This window comes from Roseateles sp. AC306, assembly GCF_979253795.1.
In genome coordinates this window covers 403,979-422,283 of the sequence record NZ_CEEDEB010000003.1, presented here as the reverse complement: position 1 = coordinate 422,283, position 18,305 = coordinate 403,979, and the positions used below count along the sequence as shown (strand labels likewise).

Sequence of the window (18,305 nt, the reverse complement as noted above, 5' to 3'; positions counted from 1 at the left end):
CCATGGTCGAGTCACCCGTTTCAGCCGCGCCCTTCGCGGCCCACGCCGACGGCCACCTTGCCGCCGCCCGTCATGCTTTCTCAGCGCCCGAGCGCATCGCGCTGAGCGCCGCCGAGAAGGCGGCCCTGGCCGGCGCGGCCGAGCCGCCGCTGCGACACGAAGGCGTCAAGTTGGCGCGCTGGACGCTCGGCAACAAGCGTGGCCCGCGCGTCGTGCTCGTGCACGGCTGGAACAGCCGCGGCGCCCACCTGCTCGGCTTTGCCCAGCCGCTCGTCGACGCGGGCTTCTCGGTGACCCTCTTCGACCTGCCCGGCCATGGCGACTCCGGCGGCCACGCATCCAGCGTCGTGCACGCGGGCCGCGCGCTTCGCTCCGTGCTGACCGACCTCGGTGACGTCCACGCCGTCATCGGCCATTCCATGGGTTCGGCGGCGTCGCTGCTCGCCTTTGCACATGGGCTGCAAGTGAAGCGCAGCGTGCATCTGGCCGGGCCGTCGTCGCTGACGCCCATGGTCAAGGGCCTCGCCAGGGCTCAAGGCCTGGGGCCGGCGGATGCGGCCGCATTCGCGGGCTGGGTGGAAGGCTTCATCGGCACGCGTCTCGCGTGCGTCGACCTGGAACGACTGCAGCACGGCCTGCGCCACCCCGGGCTGATCGTCCACGACCCCGAGGACCGCACCGTGCCGTTCGCGGCGTCGCAGGCGCTGCATGCGGCCTGGGCCGGCTCGCGCCTGGAGCCGGTCAGCGGCCTTGGTCACCGCCGTCTGCTGGCCGATGCCGACGTCATCGCCCGCAGCGTCGCTTTCATCGCCGAAGGAGCTGCGTCATGACCGCCGTGCCTCGCCCCTGGCTGCTGACGCTGGCCGCGCTGTCGGCGCTCGGGACGCTGTCCACCAACATCCTCCTACCGTCCCTGCCCGTCATCGCGCATTCACTGGGCGTCGACGAGGCCCGGCTGGCGGCTGCGGTACTGGGCGTCTTTCTCGCAGTGTTCGCGCTGGCCCAGCTCGTCGTCGGGCCGTTGTCGGACCGCATCGGCCGCCGGCCCCTCGTGCTTGGCGGCCTGGCCGTGTTCGTGGCCGGCAGCCTCGTTGGCGCGCTAGCCACCACGCTGCCGTTGCTGCTGGCCAGCCGCGTGCTGCAGGCAGTCGGCGTCGCTGCGGCATCGGTGCTGGCCCGGGCCGCCGCACGCGACCGTTTCGAGGGCCCGCAGCTCGCCGCGCTGCTCGGCCGCATCATGGTCGTCATGGCGGCGGCGCCGGGCTTCTCGCCGCTGCTGGGCGGCCTCGTGCAGGCGGCCTGGGGATGGCGGGCGTTGTTCGGCGTGCTGGTGGTGGCCGGCCTCGCGCTGGCGCTCGCCTATGCACGCATCGTCGGCGAGACCCTGCGCGCCGAGCGCCGCCGCCATCAGCCCGCGAGCGCGCTGGCGCGGGGCTATCTGACGCTGCTGGCCGACGCACGCTTCACGCGTCCGGCACTGGCGACGGCGGCCATCCTCGGCGCTCTGTTCGCCTTCTTCGGCACGGCGCCGCTGGTGCTGACGCGAAGCTTCGGCTTCTCGGCGCTGCAGGTGGGCCTGTTCTTCGCCGCGACGGTCTTCGTCGTCTTTGCGGCCGGGCAGTCGGCACCGCGCTTGACGGCACGCTGGGGGGCGCCCTCGGTCCTGCGCCTGGGCGCCGCATTGGCGGTTGTCGGCGGGCTGGCGATGCTGCTGTCGCACGCGGGCGGTCTGATCGGCTTCGTAGCGGCGGGCTGCATTTTCCTGTTCGGCATGGGCCTGGTGTCACCCACCGGCACGGCGCTGGCGCTGACGCCGTTTGCGTCACAGGCGGGTCAGGCTTCAGCGCTGCTGGGCTTCCTGCAAATGGCCGCCGCCGCGCTGCTGACGACGACCGCTGCCACGCTGCCGGGTGCGCGCGTGGATGCGTTGGCACTGGTGCTGGCTGGTGGTGGTTTGCTGGCTTTGCTTTCAGGCGCGGCCAAGCCTGCTGCGACGGTCGCTCGCGCGTCCTGACAACGCAAGGCTTTGATTTGCTTCGCGAAGACCGGGCTAAGCCGGGATGCGGGTACACGCACTTGCTCCGTGTCCCCCGAGCCGCAAGCGACCCTCCTCCTTTACCTGCGCAAGTGCGCGCACCCGCATCCCGGCATCTCCACCACAGGAGCCCGCGACGAGAAAGCCCAATGCAACGCCAAGCGAGAGGGCGGGTAGGCCTGATGCGAAGGTAAAGGAGGAGGTCGCGAAGCGGCCGGGGGACTGAGCCCGGACACAAACAGTCCTGAGGACTGTTTGTGCCTGGCGAAGGATCGGGCCTCTGGCCCGAGCAACGCAGCATCAGGTCTGCCCGCTCTCCTGCGCCCAAGCCGCAACCATTTCAGAGTCACAAAACAACGCGCCAGGAGCGCACAAGCAAAAGGGCGAGTCTCACGACTCGCCCCCTTCATTGATCAACGATCAATCAGTCAGCTTGCTTGCGCAGGAAGGCCGGGATCTCGATCTCGTCCATGCCGTTGGACGACAGCGCCTCGACCTTGGCGGCCGCGCTGCCCGAACGGCCATGACGCCAGACGCTCGGCACGTTCGCATTCGCAAAGTCACCCAGACCCAGACCGACATTGGCCTGCTGCGCCGTCGGCGTGCTCATGGCGACAGCCTGCGTCAGCACGGGCATCGCGACACCGTCGGTGCCGTTGCGCACGACCTGGTGCGTCTGCACCACCTGCAGCGGTGCCTGCTGGCGGGCGCGGCCGGCCGTCAGGCCGGTGGCGATGACGGTCACGCGCAGCGAGTCGCCCAGGCTTTCGTCATAGGCCGTGCCGTAGATGATGTGCGCTTCTTCCGAGGCGTAACGCTTGATGGCGTTCATCGCGTTGCGCGATTCGCTCAGCTTGAAGTTCGCGCGGCTCGCGGCAATCAGCACCAGCACGCCACGCGCGCCGGAGAGGTCGATGCCCTCCAGCAGCGGGCAGGCGACAGCGGCTTCGGCGGCCTTGGTGGCGCGGTCCGGGCCGCCGGCCTGCGCCGTGCCCATCATGGCCTTGCCGGGCTCGCTCATCACGGTCTTCACGTCTTCGAAGTCGACGTTGACCAGGCCGGGGATATGAATGATGTCGGAAATGCCGCCAACGGCGTTCTTCAGCACGTCATTGGCATGCGCGAATGCCTGGTCCTGCGTGACGTCGTCGCCCAGCACGTCGAGCAGCTTGTCGTTCAGGACGACGATCAGCGAGTCGACATTGGCTTCGAGTTCGGCCAGGCCAGCGTCGGCAGCCTTGGCGCGCCGGCCGCCTTCGAATTCGAAGGGTTTGGTGACGACACCAACGGTCAGGATGCCCATTTCCTTGGCAACGCGGGCAATTACCGGCGCGGCGCCCGTGCCGGTACCCCCGCCCATGCCGGCGGTAATGAACAGCATATTGGCGCCGGTGATGGCTTCGCGAATGCGGGATTCGGCTTCCTCGGCGGCGGAGCGGCCCATCTCGGGTTTCGCGCCCGCGCCCAGGCCGGAGGTGCCGAGTTGCAGCAATTGATCCGCCCTGGAGCGGTTCAAAGCCTGCGCGTCGGTATTGGCGCAGATGAATTCAACGCCTTGAACACCCTGGGCGATCATGTGGTCGACGGCGTTGCCGCCGCCACCACCGACCCCGATCACCTTGATTTGGGTGCCTTGGTCAAACTCTTCGATCATCTCGATGGGCATATCAATCTCCTAACTGCGGCAATTGTGCCGTGGCACAAAAAAAATAACCAGTTGCTGAAACACTTTTTTCATGCGAACTCGTGGTTTTGGGGGGTCAAAAATTCCCCATGAACCAGTCCTTGATGCGGCCAAGCAGGGTTTGCACCGAGCCGGCCTGCTGCGCGGCCTTGAAACCCCGGCTGCGTGACAGCCGGGCTTCCTCCAACAATCCCATGACGGTGGCTGACCGCGGGTTGGCGACCATGTCGTAAAGAGCGCCCGAATAAGTGGGCAGGCCGCGCCGGACGGGTTTCAGGAAAATATCCTCGGCGAGTTCCACCATGCCCGGCATGACGGCCGAGCCGCCGGTCAGCACGATCCCGGACGACAGCAATTCCTCATATCCGCTTTCGCGAATGACTTGGTGAACCAGCGAAAAGATTTCCTCGACGCGCGGCTCGATCACCCCGGCCAGCGCCTGCTTGGACAGCATGCGGGGGCTGCGGTCACCCAGGCCGGGCACCTCCACCTGGTCCGACGGGTCCGCCAGCAATTGCTTGGCGACGCCATACTCGACTTTGATTTCCTCGGCGTCCTTGGTCGGGGTGCGCAGCGCCATGGCGATATCGCTGGTGATCAGGTCGCCGGCAATGGGAATGACGGCGGTATGGCGGATGGAACCGCCGGTGAATATCGCGACATCGGTGGTGCCGGCGCCGATATCCACCAGCGCAACGCCGAGGTCGCGCTCGTCGGCGGTCAGGGCGGCATGGCTGGAGGCGCTGGGGTTCAAAACCAGCTGATCCACCTCCAAACCGCAGCGGCGGACACATTTGACGATGTTTTCTGCCGCGCTTTGGGCGCCGGTCACGATATGGACCTTGACCTCCAGCCGGCCGCCGCTCATGCCGATGGGTTCCTTCACCTCATGGCCGTCGATGACAAATTCCTGCGGCTCGACCAACAAAAGGCGCTGATCGTTGGGAATATTGATCGCTTTGGCCGTTTCGACGACGCGGGTCACATCAACCGGCGTGACCTCCTTGTCGCGCACGATGACCATGCCGGTGGAGTTTTGCCCGCGGATATGGCTGCCGGTGATCCCCGTATAAACCCGGGAGATTTTGCAGTCGGCCATCATCTCGGCCTCTTTCAAGGCCTGCTGGATGGACTGGACGGTCGCATCGATATTGACGACAACGCCGCGCTTCAAGCCATGCGACGGCGCCACGCCCAGACCGGCAATGCGCAATTCGCCGTTTGGCAAAACCTCGGCGACGACCGCCATGATCTTGGCGGTCCCAATATCCAAACCGACGACCAGATCCTTGTATTCCTTGGGCATGTCCGTCCTCAGCGTTTTCTATTTACGGGTTTACCCGGCATTTGGGTCGTCACGCCGCGCAGCCTGACTGCGTAGCCGTCGGCGTGGCGGAGGTCGGCGGACAGCAGAGGGCTGTGATAGGTCGCCGTGACCTGCGTGATGGAGCGGGCGAACTGGCCGAAACGGGCGACGACTTCCGCCTCGTTGCCGCGACCCAGTTCGATGACCGCGCCGCTGCCCAGCGTGGCGCGCCAGGAGCCGCGGCCGGACAGTTCCATGCGGTCGATGCTTTCGCCGAGTTTCTCGGCGGCCGGCGACAGCGCCCGCCACATCTGCAACATGGCGCCGGCAGCGTGGGTCGGGCCGGCGAGCACGGGCAGGGTTTCATCCTCGACATCGCCAAGGTTGGCCTGAAAGACTTCGCCGAAGCTGTTGACCAGCGCGCGCTCGGCCGTGGCCTCGGTGGCGGAGTCGGCGCCGTCGGTGCGTGCCTCCCAATAGGCAGCGGCACGGTGTTCTTCGAGATTGACCTTGAGCCGCATCGGCCAGACGCGCTGCAGTTGCGCGTGGCGTACCCAGGGCACGGCCTCAAAAGCGGCGCGGCCTTCCTTCAGGTTCATGCCGAGGAAAGAGCCGTGCAGCCGGGGCAGCGCATTGGCACGCAGCGAGGCGGCGCTGTTGCGGCTGACGTCACCCTCGACCTGGATGGCGCGGAAGTTGAACACCGGCAAGCGCACCACCCAGCGGATGGCCGCCCATGCCGCAGTTGCCAGCAGGGCCGCGACGAGCAGCGCCGACACCGCATTCATCAGGCGGATATCGGGCGGCAGCGCAGCGGTGGCGGCAGCGGAGTTCATGAATTCAAGGGCGGTCAAGTCGGGCCTGCGAGAGCAGCCACAGGCAGAGGTGCGGGTAATCGACGCCCACGGCCTGCGCTGCCTTGGGCACCAGCGAATGCGAGGTCATGCCCGGGCTGGTGTTCATCTCCAGCAGAAAGGGGGTCATGTCGGACTTGCGCAGCATCAGGTCGGCACGGCCCCAGCCGCGGCAGCCGAGCAGGCGGTAGGCATGCAACACCAGTTGCCGGATGTCGGCTTCCAGCGCGGCGGGCAGGGAGCCGAACACGTACTGCGTCGTGTCGGTCTCGTACTTGTTGGCGAAGTCGTAGTTGCCGGCCTCGGCGCGGATCTCGATGACCGGCAGTGCGACGGCGCCCTCCCCTTCGCCCAGCACGGCGCAGGTCAGCTCGGGGCCTTCGATGCATTGCTCGAACAGCAGCTCGTCGTCAAAGCCCAGGGCGAGTTCGACGGCGCCCTGCATGTCCGAATAGCCGGCCGCCTTGGTGATGCCGATGCTGCTGCCCTCGTGCGGCGGCTTGACGACGACGGGCAGGCCGAGCGTGTCGGGGATCTGGCGGATGCGCTCGCGCGTCAGCTCGGCGCGAGTCAGTGCCAGGTACTGCGGCGTGGCCAGGCCTTCGTTGGCCCAGATCCGCTTGGTCATGGTCTTGTCCATCGCCACGCCGGAGGCCGTCACGCCCGAGCCGGTGTACGGAACGCCCAGCCATTCCAGGGCGCCCTGGATGGTGCCGTCCTCGCCGCCCCGGCCGTGCAGCGCGATGAAGGCGCGCGCGAAGCCTTCATCCTTGAGCGCTTGCAGCGGCCGCTCGGCGGGGTCGAAGGCGTGGGCGTCCACACCGATGGACTTGAGCGCGGCGAGCACGCCGTTGCCGCTCATCAACGACACGGGCCGTTCGGCGCTGTGGCCGCCAAGCAGCACGGCGACCTTGCCGAGCGAGGTCGCGTCGATGTTCAGATCGATGGGAGAGGTCATGCTGCGCCTCCTTGAAAATGCGTCGCCACACGACCCGGCAAGCTGCTCATCGAGCCCGCGCCCATGCCGATGACGACATCGCCATCGCGCGTCAATGCGGCCAGCGCTGCGGGCATGTCGGCAACCGTCGCCACGAAGTTGGACGTGCCGACGGCTTCAGCAAGCGCCCCGCCGGTGGCACCCGCAATGGGCGCTTCGCCTGCCGAGTACACCTCGGTCAACAGCACCACGTCCGCACCCTTCATCACACGCACGAAGTCCGCGAAACAGTCGCGTGTGCGCGAGTAGCGGTGCGGCTGAAAGGCCAGCACGAGGCGGCGGCCCGGATAGGCGCCGCGCGCGGCGGCGAGCACGGCGGCCATCTCGACCGGGTGGTGACCATAGTCGTCGACCAGCTCGAAGCGGCCACCATCACTGGCCGGCCATTCGCCGTGCTTTTCGAAGCGGCGCCCGACGCCGGAAAAGTTCGCGAGCGCTTTCTGAATGTCCGCGTCGGCGCAGTCCAACTCGGTGGCGATGGCAATGGCCGCCAGGGCGTTGCGCACGTTGTGCTCGCCGGCCAGGTTCAGCAGCACGTCCAGCGGCTCGGCGCCTTCGCGCTCACAGCTGAAGCGCATCTGCGCGCCGGCCAGTGCCTGCACGTCGACCGCGCGCACGCTGACGCCGGCGGACAGCCCGTAGCTGACGACCGGCCGCTCGATGCGGCCGAGAACGGCCTGCACGCCAGGGTCGTCCGCGCAGACGATGGCCGCGCCGTAGAAGGGCATGCGGTGCAGGAACTCGATGAAGGCCGCGTGCAGACGCTCGACCGAGTGGCCATAGGTGTCCATGTGGTCTTCGTCGATGTTGGTGACGACGGACAGCACGGGGCTGAGCTTCAGGAAGGAGGCGTCGCTCTCGTCGGCCTCCACAACGATGAACTCGCCCTTTCCCAGGCGCGAGTTGGCACCGGCCGCGTTGAGCTTGCCGCCGATGACGAAGGTCGGGTCCAGCCCGGCCTCGACGAGGATGGCCGTGACGAGCGAGGTCGTCGTCGTCTTGCCATGCGTGCCGGCGATGGCGATGCCACGGCGCAGGCGCATCAGCTCGGCAAGCATGACGGCGCGCGGCACGACGGGCACCTGGCGCGCGCGGGCCGCCATGACTTCGGGGTTGTCGGCCGACACGGCGGTGCTGGTGACGAGCGCCTGGGCGTCGCCGATGTGTGGCGCCGCATGGCCGATCTCGACACGCAGGCCCATGGCGCGCAGGCGCTCGGTCGTCGCACTTTCGATGGCGTCGGACCCGCTCACCGTGAAGCCGAGGTTGTGCAGGATCTCGGCGATGCCGCTCATGCCGGCGCCGCCGATGCCCACGAAATGCAGCCGTTGAACTGCGTGCTTCACTTCAACATCCCTTCGATTTCATCGGCCACTCGGGCAGCGGCGCGGGGCCGGGCCAGCGTGCGGGCCTTCTCGCCCATGGCGAGCAGCGCGCTGCGGTCCAAGCCGCTCAGCAGTTCATGCAGCCTGGCCGGCGTCAGCTCCGTCTGCGGCAGGTGGATGGCGGCGCCGTGCTGGGTCATGAAGATGGCGTTGTCGCGCTGGTGCGAGGTGGTGCTGACGACCAGCGGCACCAGCACCGCCGCGCAGCCGGCCGCGCAGAGTTCGCTGACGGTGATGGCGCCGGCACGGCAGACGACGACGTCGGCCCAAGCCAGGGCCGTGGCCATGTCGTCGATGAAGGGGCGCACTTCTGCCGTCAGGCCGGCGTCGGTGTAGGCCTGCCAGACGGCGCCGAGATGGTCCTGGCCCGACTGGTGCAGCACCTGCGGGCGTTGCTCCTCGGGCCACAGCGCCAGCGCTTCAGGCAGGGCCTGGTTCAGCGCGCGCGCGCCGAGCGAACCGCCCAGCACGAGCAGGCGCAAAGGACCGATGCGGTCCGCAAAGCGCTCAGCGGGCGCCGGCAGTGCTTCGATCTCGGCGCGTACCGGGTTGCCGCTGACGACAGCGCCACGCGTGGACGCTGCGGCCGCGCCGTCGAAACCGAAGGCGATGCGCCGAGCGAAGGGCTTGAGCGCGAGGTTGCTCTTCAACATCGCCGCGTCGGCGTTGACGAGCATCAGCGGCCGGCCGGTCAGCGCCGCCGTCAGGCCGGCGGGCACGCAGACATAGCCGCCCATGCCCAGCACGGCCGTGGCCTTGCGAACTTCATAGACGCGCCGCGCGGCGCCCAGCGACTTGAAGAAGCCGACGATGCCGCGCAGCGTGTGCTTCAGGCCCTTGCCGCGCAGGCCGGCGAACGGCAGCGCGTCCAGCTCGATGCCACGCGCCGGCACGAGGCGGTTCTCCATGCCCTGCGGCGTGCCTATCCATGACACCGTCCAGCCGCGGCGCTGCATTTCTTCGGCAACCGCGAGTCCGGGAATGACGTGGCCGCCCGTGCCGGCGGCCATGACGACGAGGTGGCGCCCAGTCATGACCGGCCCCCCCGCATCATTTGCCGGTTCTCGAGGTCGATGCGAAGGACGACCGCCAATGCCACACAGTTCATCAAGATCGCCGACCCACCAAAGCTCATCAACGGCAGCGTCAACCCCTTGGTCGGCAGCGCGCCCAGGTTCACGCCCATGTTGATGAAGGCCTGTCCGCCCATCCAGATGCCGATGCCTTGCGCGTACAGCCCCGCGAACACGCGGTCCAGCGCAATGGCCTGGCGGCCGATGAGGAAGCAGCGGCGCGTCAGCCAGAAGAAGGCGAGGATGACCAGGGCAACGCCGGCAAAGCCCAGTTCCTCACCGATGACGGCGAGCAGGAAGTCGGTGTGGGCCTCGGGCAGGTAATGCAGCTTCTCGACGCTGCTGCCCAGGCCCTGGCCCAGCCACTCGCCGCGGCCGAAGGCGATCAGGCTGTGCGTCAGCTGATAGGCCTTGCCTTGCGCGTACTTCTCGTCCCAGGGGCTGAGGTAGGCAAAGATGCGCTCGCGGCGGAACTCGCTGAAGCTGATCATCAGCACGAAGGCGCCCACCAGAACCAGCGTGATGAGCAGGAACATGCGGCCGTTGACGCCGCCCAGGAAGAGGATGCCCATCGCGATGGCCGCGATGACCATGAAGGCGCCCATGTCGGGCTCGGCCAGCAGCAGCAGGCCGACGAAGGCCAGCGAGATGGCCATGGGCGTGACGGCCTGGAAGAAGTTCTCCCGCGCGTCCATCTTGCGCATCATGTAGTTGGCCGCGTACAGCGCGATGCCGAACTTGGCCAGCTCTGAGGGCTGGAAGTTCATGACGCCCAGCGGGATCCAGCGCCGCGCGCCGTAGACGACCTTGCCGATGCCGGGCACCAGCACGCCCACCAGCAGCACGAGCGCCACGACGAAGACCCACGGCGCATACCGCTCCCACAGGGCCACGGGGATCTGCACGGTGACCAGGCCCGCAACCAGTCCGAAGCCGATGGCGACGAGGTGGCGCGTCAGGAAGTGGGTGGGCAGGTAGCGCGCGAAGCGCGGGTTGTCCGGCATCGCGATGGAGGCCGAATAGACCATCAGCAGGCCCAGCGCCATCAACGCCAGCACGAGCCAGACGAAGGTGATGTCGAAGCCCTGCAGCTGCGTCGGCCGGCCGGCGGAGGTGGACACCCAGTCGCGCACCGGCACCGGGCCGCCGCCCTCGTCGTCGCTGCGCTTCCACAGGCCTTGCAGGCGTTGGGTGAAAGCGGCGATCACAGCGGCACCCCGCGCTCATCGGCCAGCCGCTGCACCGTGGCGACGAAGACCTCGGCGCGGTGGGCGTAGTTGCGGAACATGTCCAGGCTGGCGCAGGCGGGGGACAGCAGCACGCTGTCGCCGGATTGCGCTTGCGCCAGGCACCAGGCGGTGGCGGCTTCCAGCGTCGCGTGGTGCTGCAGCGGCACGCCGGTGGCGGCGAGCGCGGCCTCGATCTGTGGCGCGTCACGGCCGATCAGCGCGACGGTGCGGGCATGGCGCTGCACGCCCGCTGCCAGCGGCGCGAAGTCCTGGCCCTTGCCGTCGCCGCCGAGGATGAGCACCAGTTTGGCCGGCGCGCGGTCGGCACCCAGGCCCGAGATGGCGGCGACGGTCGCGCCGACATTGGTGCCCTTGCTGTCGTCGTAGAACTCGACGCCGTCGATGCTGCCGATGGGCTCCACGCGGTGCGGCTCGCCACGGTACTCGCGCAGCGCATGCAGCATGGGCGCCAGTTCGCAACCGGCGGCGCAGGCCAGCGCCAGCGCGGCCAGCCCGTTGGCCGCGTTGTGGCGGCCGCGCACGCGCAGCGCATCGGCGGGCATCAGGCGCTGGATGATGAGCGGCTCGGCGTCATCAGTCTTCTTGCGCTTGATCGTCGGGTCCAGCTCCAGGGCACGCACCAGCCAGGTCAGGCCGCCTTCGTCGACGAGGCCGAAGTCGCCCGGCGCCTTGGGCGCGCTCAGGCCGAAGCGCACGACCTGGCGCGACACGGTGCGGCCGGGCTTGCCGCGGCTGCCCTTGACGAACACCGGTGCAGGCACGAGGCCTTCGACTTCGGCGTCGTCGCGGTTGGCGACGATGACGCTCTCGCGGCCGAAGATGCGCGCCTTGGCGCGGCCGTAGGCGGCCATGTCGCCATGCCAGTCGAGGTGGTCCTGCGTCAGGTTCAGCACGGCGCCGGCCGTGGGCTCGAAATTGGCGACGCCTTCGAGCTGGAAGCTCGACAGCTCCAGTACCCAGACCTCAGGCAGCGTCTCGAACACCGGGCCGCGCGGGGGCGGCGGATCGATGGGCAGCGGCGTTTCCTCGTCGGGCAGCACCGATTCGGCTTCCACGACTTCTTCGACGGGCGCGTCCTCGATCTCGGCCGCAATCACTTCAGCCGGCGGCTCGACCGGCGCCGGATCCGGCTCCTTGGCCAGCGCCTCGGTCAGCGTGTCCAGCAGCGTCGGGCCGATATTGCCGGCGATGGCCACGCGCTTGCCGGCGCGCTCGACCAGCAGGCCGGTCATGCAGGTCGTCGTCGTCTTGCCGTTGGTGCCGGTGATGGCGAGCACGGCGGGTGCATAGCCGTGCTGGGCCTTCAGCGCGGCCAGCGCGTCGGCGAACAGGTCCAGCTCGCCGCGAACGGCGGGGCCGTCCGAGTAGACAGCGGCCAGGCGCGCGTCCAGCGGCGACAAGCCCGGGCTTTTCAGCACCGCATTGAAGCCGCCCACGACTTCCGCAGTCAGCTCGCCAGTGATGAACGCCGCCGTGTCGCCCAACGCACCCAGTTGCGGAGGCTGCCCGCGCGAATCCCACACTGTGACCCGCGCACCGAAGCGCGCGCACCACCGGGCCATCGCGAGACCGGAGTCCCCGAGGCCCAGCACGAGCACGCGCTGTTCGTTGAGTTGCGGCAGGTCCAGCTTCATGCGCTCACCGCAGCTTCAGGCTGGCCAGGCCGACGAGGCACAGCAGCATGGTGATGATCCAGAAACGGATGACGACCTGCGTCTCGTTCCAGCCGCTCTTCTCGAAGTGGTGGTGCAGCGGCGCCATCTTGAAGATGCGCCGGCCGGTGCCGAAGCGCTTCTTCGTGAACTTGAACCAGCTCACCTGCAGCATCACGCTCAGCACTTCGGCCACGAAGATGCCGCCCATGATGCCGAGCACGATCTCCTGGCGCGTGATGACGGCGATGGTGCCCAGACCGCCGCCCAGCGCCAGCGCGCCGACGTCGCCCATGAAGACCTGGGCCGGGTGGGCGTTGAACCACAGGAAGGCCAGGCCCGCGCCGGCCATGGCGGCGCAGAAGATCAGCAGCTCGCCGGCGCCGGGGATGTAGGGCAGCAGCAGGTACTTGGAGAACACCGACGAACCGGTCAGGTAGGCGAACAGGCCCAGAGCCGAGCCCACCAGCACCACCGGCATGATGGCCAGGCCGTCCAGCCCGTCGGTGAAGTTCACCGCGTTGCTGGTGCCGACCATGACGAAATAGGCCAGCGCCACGAAGCCCCACACGCCCAGCGGCATGGAGATGGTCTTGAAGAACGGGATGAGCAGGTCGGCCTTGGGCGGCAGCTCGGTCGAGAAGCCGCTGGACACCCAGCGGAAGAACAGCTGCACGACACCCAGGAAGCTGGTCTCCGACACGCCGAAGGCCAGGTAGAGCGCGGCGACCAGGCCGATGAGCGACTGCCAGAAGAACTTCTCGCGGCTGCGCATGCCCTCGGGGTTCTTGTCGACGACCTTGCGCCAGTCGTCCACCCAGCCCACGGCGCCAAAGCCCATGGTGACCAGCATGACGACCCAGACGAAGCGGTTGCTCCAGTCGAACCACAGCAGCGTCGACACGCCGATGCCGATCAGGATGAGCACGCCGCCCATCGTCGGCGTGCCGCTCTTGGCCAGATGCTGCTGCACGCCGTAGGCACGGATGGGCTGGCCAATCTTCATCGCCGTCAGGCTGCGGATGACCCAGGGCCCGAAGGCCAGGCCGATCAGCAGCGCCGTCATCGCCGCCATCACCGCGCGGAAGGTGATGTACTGGAAGACGCGCAGGAACCCGAGGTCAGGGTAGAGACCCTGCAGCCACTGGGCGAGGCTAAGCAGCATGCGTGTCTCCGGTGATGTTCTTCTGCAATGCAGCGACCACTTGTTCCATCTTCATGAAGCGCGAGCCCTTGACCAGGGTCTGGGCTGCGCCGGGTTGTTCGTCGAGGGCGGCAATGAGGGCGGCCGTGGTGTCGAAGGCACGGGCGCGGGGGCCATAAGCCGCCGCCGCGTCGCGTGCAGCCGCGCCGGCCGTCCAGAAGTGGGCGATGCCGCGCTCGGCCGCGTAGGCGCCCACCTCGCGGTGGAAGGCCGGGCCGTCGTTGCCCACCTCGCCCATGTCGCCCAGGATGAGCCAACCCTCGCCGGGCAGGCCCGCCAGCACGTCGACGGCGGCGCGCACGCTGTCGGGGTTGGCGTTGTAGCTGTCGTCGATGAGCGTTCGGCCCTGCGCATCGCGCTTGAGTTCGCTGCGGCCCTTGACGGCGCGAAACGCTTCTAGCCCCTGGCGAATGGCCGACAGCGGCGCGCCGGCGGCCAATGCCGATGCGGCTGCGGCGAGCGCGTTGCGCAAGTTGTGTTCGCCGGCCATGTGCAATGACACCGGCGCGGTACCGGCCGGCGTGTGCAGCTCCAGTGCCCAGTGTGTGCCCTGCCACTGCGCGTCGCCGGTCACGTCGGCCTCGCCGCGCAGCGCAAAGGTCAGATGCGGCCGGGCGCCGGCCATCTCGAACCATATCGGCGCGCAGGCATCCTCGGCCGGAAAGACGGCGCAGCCGCTGGGCGACAGGGCCTCGAGCACGGCGCCGTTCTCGCGCGCCACGGCCTCCACGGTGGCCATGAACTCCTGATGCTCACGCTGCGCGTTGTTGACCAGTGCCACCGTCGGCTGCGTCATCGCCGCCAGCGGCGCGATCTCGCCGGGGTGGTTCATGCCCAGCTCGACGACAGCGGCACGGTGGCTGGTCTCGTCGTCGTGGCGCAGGCGCAGGAGCGTCAGCGGCACGCCGATGTCGTTGTTGTAGTTGCCCTCGGTGGCCAGCGCGCCGTCGGCCACCCAGGCGCGCAGGACGCTGGCGATCATCTGGGTCGTCGTCGTCTTGCCGTTGCTGCCGGTGACGGCGATGACGGGCAGTTGCTGCTGGCGGCGCCAGGCGGCGGCGAGCTGACCCAGCGCCACTTTCGCATCCGACACCAGCAGGCCCGGCAGGCCGGCTTCGGCCAGGCCGCGTTCGGCCAGCGCCGCGACGGCGCCCGAGGCCTTGGCTTCGCCAAGGAAGTCGTTTGCGTCGAAGCGGTCGCCGCGCAACGCGACGAAGAGGTCGCCACCGCGCAACGTGCGGGTGTCGCTGTGCACACGGGCGAACGCCGTTTCGCCTTCGCCGACGAGCGTGGAGCCGGGCAACAGCGCCTGCGCTTGCGCGAGCGTCAGGAACAGGCTCACAGACCCGCCCTTGCAAGCAGCGCCGCACGCGCCTCGGCGACGTCCGAGAACGGACGGCGCACGCCGTTCACTTCCTGGTAGTCCTCATGGCCCTTGCCGGCGACGAGCACGATGTCGCGTGCACCGGCCTGCGTGATGGCGGCACGGATGGCTTCCTCGCGCGCTTCGATGACGATGGCCGCAGGCGCGCCGGCCGTGATGTCGGCCAGGATCTGCGCCGGCACCTCGGTGCGCGGGTTGTCGGTCGTGACGACGACATGGCTGGCCAGGCGTGCCGCGATGGAACCCATCTGCGGCCGCTTGCCGCGGTCCCGGTCGCCGCCGCAACCGAACACGCAGATCAGCTCGCCGCCGCGCGCCCGGGCCAGGCCCTGCAGGGCCGACAGCGCCTTGTCCAGCGCGTCCGGTGTGTGGGCATAGTCAATGACGACCTGCGGCAGCTCGCGGCCGTTGCCGACGCGCTGCATGCGGCCAGGCACCGGCGTCACGCGCGCCAGCGCACGCGCCACGTCGGCCAGCGCATGGCCTTGCGCCCGCAGCGCGCCGGCCACGCCGAGCAGGTTGGCGGCGTTGTAGTCGCCGATCAGGCTGGTCTGCAGGGCGATGGATTCAGCGCCCTCATGCAGCGTGAAGGCCAGGCCCTCGCCGGTGTAGTGCAGGTCGCGCGCCGTCAGCCGCGCATCCAGGCGCTGGACGCCGGTGGTCCACACCTCCAGCGCGGCCAGCTCGCCGGCCAGCGCATCGCCCCTGGCATCGTCCAGGTTGATGACCGCCGCGCGCAGGCCCGGGAAGCCGAACAGCGCCCGCTTGGCCACCCAGTAGGCGTCCATGTCGCCGTGGTAGTCGAGGTGGTCCTGGGTGAAGTTGGTGAACACGGCGACGCGGATGGCGGTGCCTGCGAGCCGGCGCTCGACGATGCCGATGCTGCTGGCCTCGATGGCGCAGGCCGCGAAGTCCTGTTCGCGCATGCGGGCGAACGCGGCCTGCAGCAGCACGGGGTCGGGCGTGGTCAGGCCGTTGTAGTCCAGCTTGGGCGGCTCGCCGATGCCCAGCGTACCGACGACGCCGCAGCGCTTGTTCAAGCCGGCCAGGGCCTGCGCGATCCACCAGGCCGACGAGGTCTTGCCGTTGGTGCCGGTGACGGCAATGACGTCCAGCGTGTCGGTGGGCTTGCCGAAGAAGGCCGAGGCGATCTCGCCGGTGCGAGCCTTGAGGCCGGGCAGCGAGGCGACGCGCGCGTCGACAAAGCCGAAGCGATCGACATCGGCCTCCTCCACCAGGCAGGTGGCGGCACCGGCGGCCAGAGCGGCGGCCACGTACTCGCGGCCGTCGCGCGCATAGCCCGGCCAGGCGATGAAGGCGTCGCCGGGCTGCACCTGGCGGCTGTCGGTGCGCAGCGTGCCGGTGCACCATTCAGCGAGCCAGCGGGCGGCGGCTTCGGAGGATTTCAGGCGGGTCAGCATCAGAAGCTTTCTTCCACGGCCGTGGCCTTTTGATTCGCGACGATCTGGCTCTTCACGTCCAGGTCGGGCGCCACGCCCAGCAGGCGCAGCGTCTGCGCGGTGACCTGGCTGAACACCGGGCCGGCGACCTTGCCGCCGTAATAGACGCCCGCGGTCGGCTCGTCGACCATGACGGCGACGACGATGCGCGGGTTGCTGATGGGCGCGAGGCCGACGAACCAGGAGCGGTATTTGTGGGCCGCATAGCCGCGGCCTTCCTGCTTGTGCGCGGTGCCGCTCTTGCCGCCGACGCTGTAGCCCGGCACCTGGGCATCCGGCGCCGTGCCGCCAGGGCCGGCGGCGGCCTGCAGCATCTGGCGCAGCTCCAGCGCCACGCTGGGCGAGAACACGCGGATGCCGGCGACCGCATGGTCATGCGGCTGGCGCAGCATGCTGACCGGGATGATCTGGCCGTCGCGCGCGAACACCGTGTAGGCCCGCGCCAGCTGGAACAGCGACGCCGACAGGCCGTAGCCGTAGCTCATGGTCGCCTGCTCGATGGGACGCCAGGTCTTGTAGGGTCGCAGCTTGCCGGTCACGGCGCCGGGGAAGCTAATCTGCGGCCGCTGGCCCAGGCCGATGCCGGTGAACAGCTCATGCATCTCGCGCGGCTGCATCTGCATGGCCAGCTTGGTCGTGCCGATGTTGCTGGACATCTGGATGACCTCGCGCACCGTGATGACGCCGTGCGGCTTGGTGTCGCTGATGACGGCCCCCTGGAAGGGGTAGCGGCCGTTGCCGGTGTCGACCAGCGAGTCCGGCTTCACGCGGCCGGTCTCCAGCGCCAGGCCGGCGATGAAGGGCTTCATCGTCGAGCCGGGCTCGAAGACATCGGTCAGCGCGCGGTTGCGCAATTGCTCGCCGGACAGGTTCTGGCGGTTGCCCGGGTCGTAGCTCGGGAAGTTGGCCAGCGCCAGCACCTCGCCGGTCTGCACGTCGAGCACGACCACCGAGCCTGCCTTGGCCTTGTTGGCGGCCACCGCGTCGCGGATGCGCTGGTAGGCGAAGAACTGCACCTTGGAGTCGACGGCCAGGTCAATGTCCTGGCCGTTGGCCGCCGGCACGATGTCGCCGATGTCCTCGACGACACGGCCCAGGCGGTCGCGCACGACCGAGCGCGAACCGTCGCGGCCCTGCAGCTCCTTCTGGAAGGCCAGCTCGATGCCCTCCTGGCCGCGGTCTTCCACGTTCGTGAAGCCGACGACGTGCGCGGCTGCCTCGCCCTCGGGATATTTGCGGCGGTACTCGCGGTCCTGGAACACGCCTTTGAGCCCGAGCGCCTTCACGCGCGTGGCCGTGTCGTCGTCGGACAGGCGCTTGAGCCAGACGAAGCGCGCCTCGGGGTTGAGCTTGGCTTGCAGCTCCTTGTTCGACAGGCCCAGCGCCTTGGCCAGTTCCTGGCGCTTGCCCGGGTCGGTGTCCACTTCCTTCGGGATCGCCCAGATGGACGGCACCGCCACGCTGGCCGCCAGCGTCTGGCCGGCGCGGTCGTTGATGCGCCCGCGGCTGGCCGGCAGCTCCAGCGTGTGGGCGTAGCGCGCCTCGCCCTGCTTCTGGAAGAAATCGCTGTGCAGGATCTGCACGTAGATGGCGCGCCCCAGCAACCCGGCAAAGGCCAGGCCGACGAGGCCGACCAGAAAGCGCGAACGCCACGGCGGCGTCTTGGACGCCAGCAGTGGGCTGGTGGAGTAGCTGACGCCACGACCCGAGCCGAGGGCGCGGGCGCCGGACTTGTTGGCCTTGCCTGAACCCATCATGGCGCCACCCCCGACGCGACCACGGCCGGCGAGATCAGCCGCATGCCCAGACGCTCGCGGGCCACCTGCTCGACGCGCAGGTTGGTGGCCTGCGCATGGCGCTCGGCCTTCAGCCGCTCGGCATCGGCCGCCAGGCGCTGGCCCTCCGCCTTGATCCGCTCGCGCTCGGCGAACAGACGGCGTGATTCATAGGCGTTGTGCACCAGCACCAGGCCACTGGCCAGCACGGCAAGGATGAGCACGAGATTGATCTTGGCCACGGCT

At 68.9% G+C, this 18,305-nt stretch carries 15 protein-coding genes; 2 read left to right on the top strand and 13 right to left on the bottom strand.

Going from position 1 to position 18,305, the window contains the following annotated elements; all coding sequences use genetic code 11:
* Positions 1-2: 2 nt before the first annotated feature.
* A complete protein-coding gene (locus AC0IZJ_RS09975) occupies positions 3-830 on the top strand; it encodes an alpha/beta fold hydrolase (protein WP_471849123.1) in 828 nt (275 codons plus the stop codon).
* Positions 827-2,014, top strand: a complete 1,188-nt coding sequence (locus tag AC0IZJ_RS09970; protein ID WP_471849121.1) for a Bcr/CflA family efflux MFS transporter — start codon at positions 827-829, stop codon at positions 2,012-2,014. Before AC0IZJ_RS09975 ends, AC0IZJ_RS09970 begins: the two co-directional genes overlap by 4 nt.
* A gap of 445 nt (positions 2,015-2,459) precedes the next feature.
* Here the strand turns inward: AC0IZJ_RS09970 and ftsZ are convergent, their stop codons facing one another.
* The 13 genes from ftsZ to ftsL form a co-directional block, all read right to left on the bottom strand.
* A complete protein-coding gene (gene ftsZ / locus AC0IZJ_RS09965; RefSeq protein WP_471849119.1) occupies positions 2,460-3,701 on the bottom strand; it encodes a cell division protein FtsZ in 1,242 nt (413 codons plus the stop codon).
* 94 nt (positions 3,702-3,795) lie between these two features.
* Entirely contained in the window at positions 3,796-5,025 is a 1,230-nt protein-coding gene (gene ftsA / locus AC0IZJ_RS09960; RefSeq protein ID WP_457422753.1) for a cell division protein FtsA, read from the bottom strand.
* A gap of 8 nt (positions 5,026-5,033) precedes the next feature.
* On the bottom strand, positions 5,034-5,861 hold the full coding sequence (locus AC0IZJ_RS09955) for a cell division protein FtsQ/DivIB (protein WP_471849117.1): 828 nt from the start codon (positions 5,859-5,861) through the stop codon (positions 5,034-5,036).
* 4 nt (positions 5,862-5,865) lie between these two features.
* Entirely contained in the window at positions 5,866-6,837 is a 972-nt protein-coding gene (locus AC0IZJ_RS09950; RefSeq protein ID WP_471849115.1) for a D-alanine--D-alanine ligase, read from the bottom strand.
* Positions 6,834-8,222, bottom strand: a complete 1,389-nt coding sequence (gene murC / locus AC0IZJ_RS09945) for a UDP-N-acetylmuramate--L-alanine ligase (RefSeq protein WP_471849113.1) — start codon at positions 8,220-8,222, stop codon at positions 6,834-6,836. The genes AC0IZJ_RS09950 and murC overlap by 4 nt, the downstream gene beginning before the upstream one ends.
* The gene (gene murG / locus AC0IZJ_RS09940; RefSeq protein ID WP_471849111.1) at positions 8,219-9,295 is read right to left on the bottom strand and encodes an undecaprenyldiphospho-muramoylpentapeptide beta-N-acetylglucosaminyltransferase; all 1,077 of its coding nucleotides are present in this window, start codon (positions 9,293-9,295) and stop codon (positions 8,219-8,221) included. Before murG ends, murC begins: the two co-directional genes overlap by 4 nt.
* Positions 9,292-10,539: a putative lipid II flippase FtsW gene (ftsW, locus tag AC0IZJ_RS09935; protein WP_471849321.1), complete on the bottom strand. Its 1,248-nt coding sequence runs from the start codon at positions 10,537-10,539 to the stop codon at positions 9,292-9,294. The genes murG and ftsW overlap by 4 nt, the downstream gene beginning before the upstream one ends.
* Positions 10,539-12,218, bottom strand: a complete 1,680-nt coding sequence (murD, locus tag AC0IZJ_RS09930) for a UDP-N-acetylmuramoyl-L-alanine--D-glutamate ligase (RefSeq protein ID WP_471849109.1) — start codon at positions 12,216-12,218, stop codon at positions 10,539-10,541. The genes ftsW and murD overlap by 1 nt, the downstream gene beginning before the upstream one ends.
* A gap of 4 nt (positions 12,219-12,222) precedes the next feature.
* A complete protein-coding gene (gene mraY / locus AC0IZJ_RS09925; RefSeq protein WP_471849107.1) occupies positions 12,223-13,401 on the bottom strand; it encodes a phospho-N-acetylmuramoyl-pentapeptide-transferase in 1,179 nt (392 codons plus the stop codon).
* The gene (locus AC0IZJ_RS09920; protein ID WP_471849105.1) at positions 13,391-14,782 is read right to left on the bottom strand and encodes a UDP-N-acetylmuramoyl-tripeptide--D-alanyl-D-alanine ligase; all 1,392 of its coding nucleotides are present in this window, start codon (positions 14,780-14,782) and stop codon (positions 13,391-13,393) included. Before AC0IZJ_RS09920 ends, mraY begins: the two co-directional genes overlap by 11 nt.
* The gene (locus AC0IZJ_RS09915; protein ID WP_471849103.1) at positions 14,779-16,245 is read right to left on the bottom strand and encodes a UDP-N-acetylmuramoyl-L-alanyl-D-glutamate--2,6-diaminopimelate ligase; all 1,467 of its coding nucleotides are present in this window, start codon (positions 16,243-16,245) and stop codon (positions 14,779-14,781) included. Before AC0IZJ_RS09915 ends, AC0IZJ_RS09920 begins: the two co-directional genes overlap by 4 nt.
* Positions 16,245-18,041: a peptidoglycan D,D-transpeptidase FtsI family protein gene (locus tag AC0IZJ_RS09910; RefSeq protein ID WP_471849101.1), complete on the bottom strand. Its 1,797-nt coding sequence runs from the start codon at positions 18,039-18,041 to the stop codon at positions 16,245-16,247. Before AC0IZJ_RS09910 ends, AC0IZJ_RS09915 begins: the two co-directional genes overlap by 1 nt.
* Entirely contained in the window at positions 18,038-18,301 is a 264-nt protein-coding gene (gene ftsL / locus AC0IZJ_RS09905) for a cell division protein FtsL (RefSeq protein ID WP_471849099.1), read from the bottom strand. Before ftsL ends, AC0IZJ_RS09910 begins: the two co-directional genes overlap by 4 nt.
* Positions 18,302-18,305 lie beyond the last annotated feature (4 nt).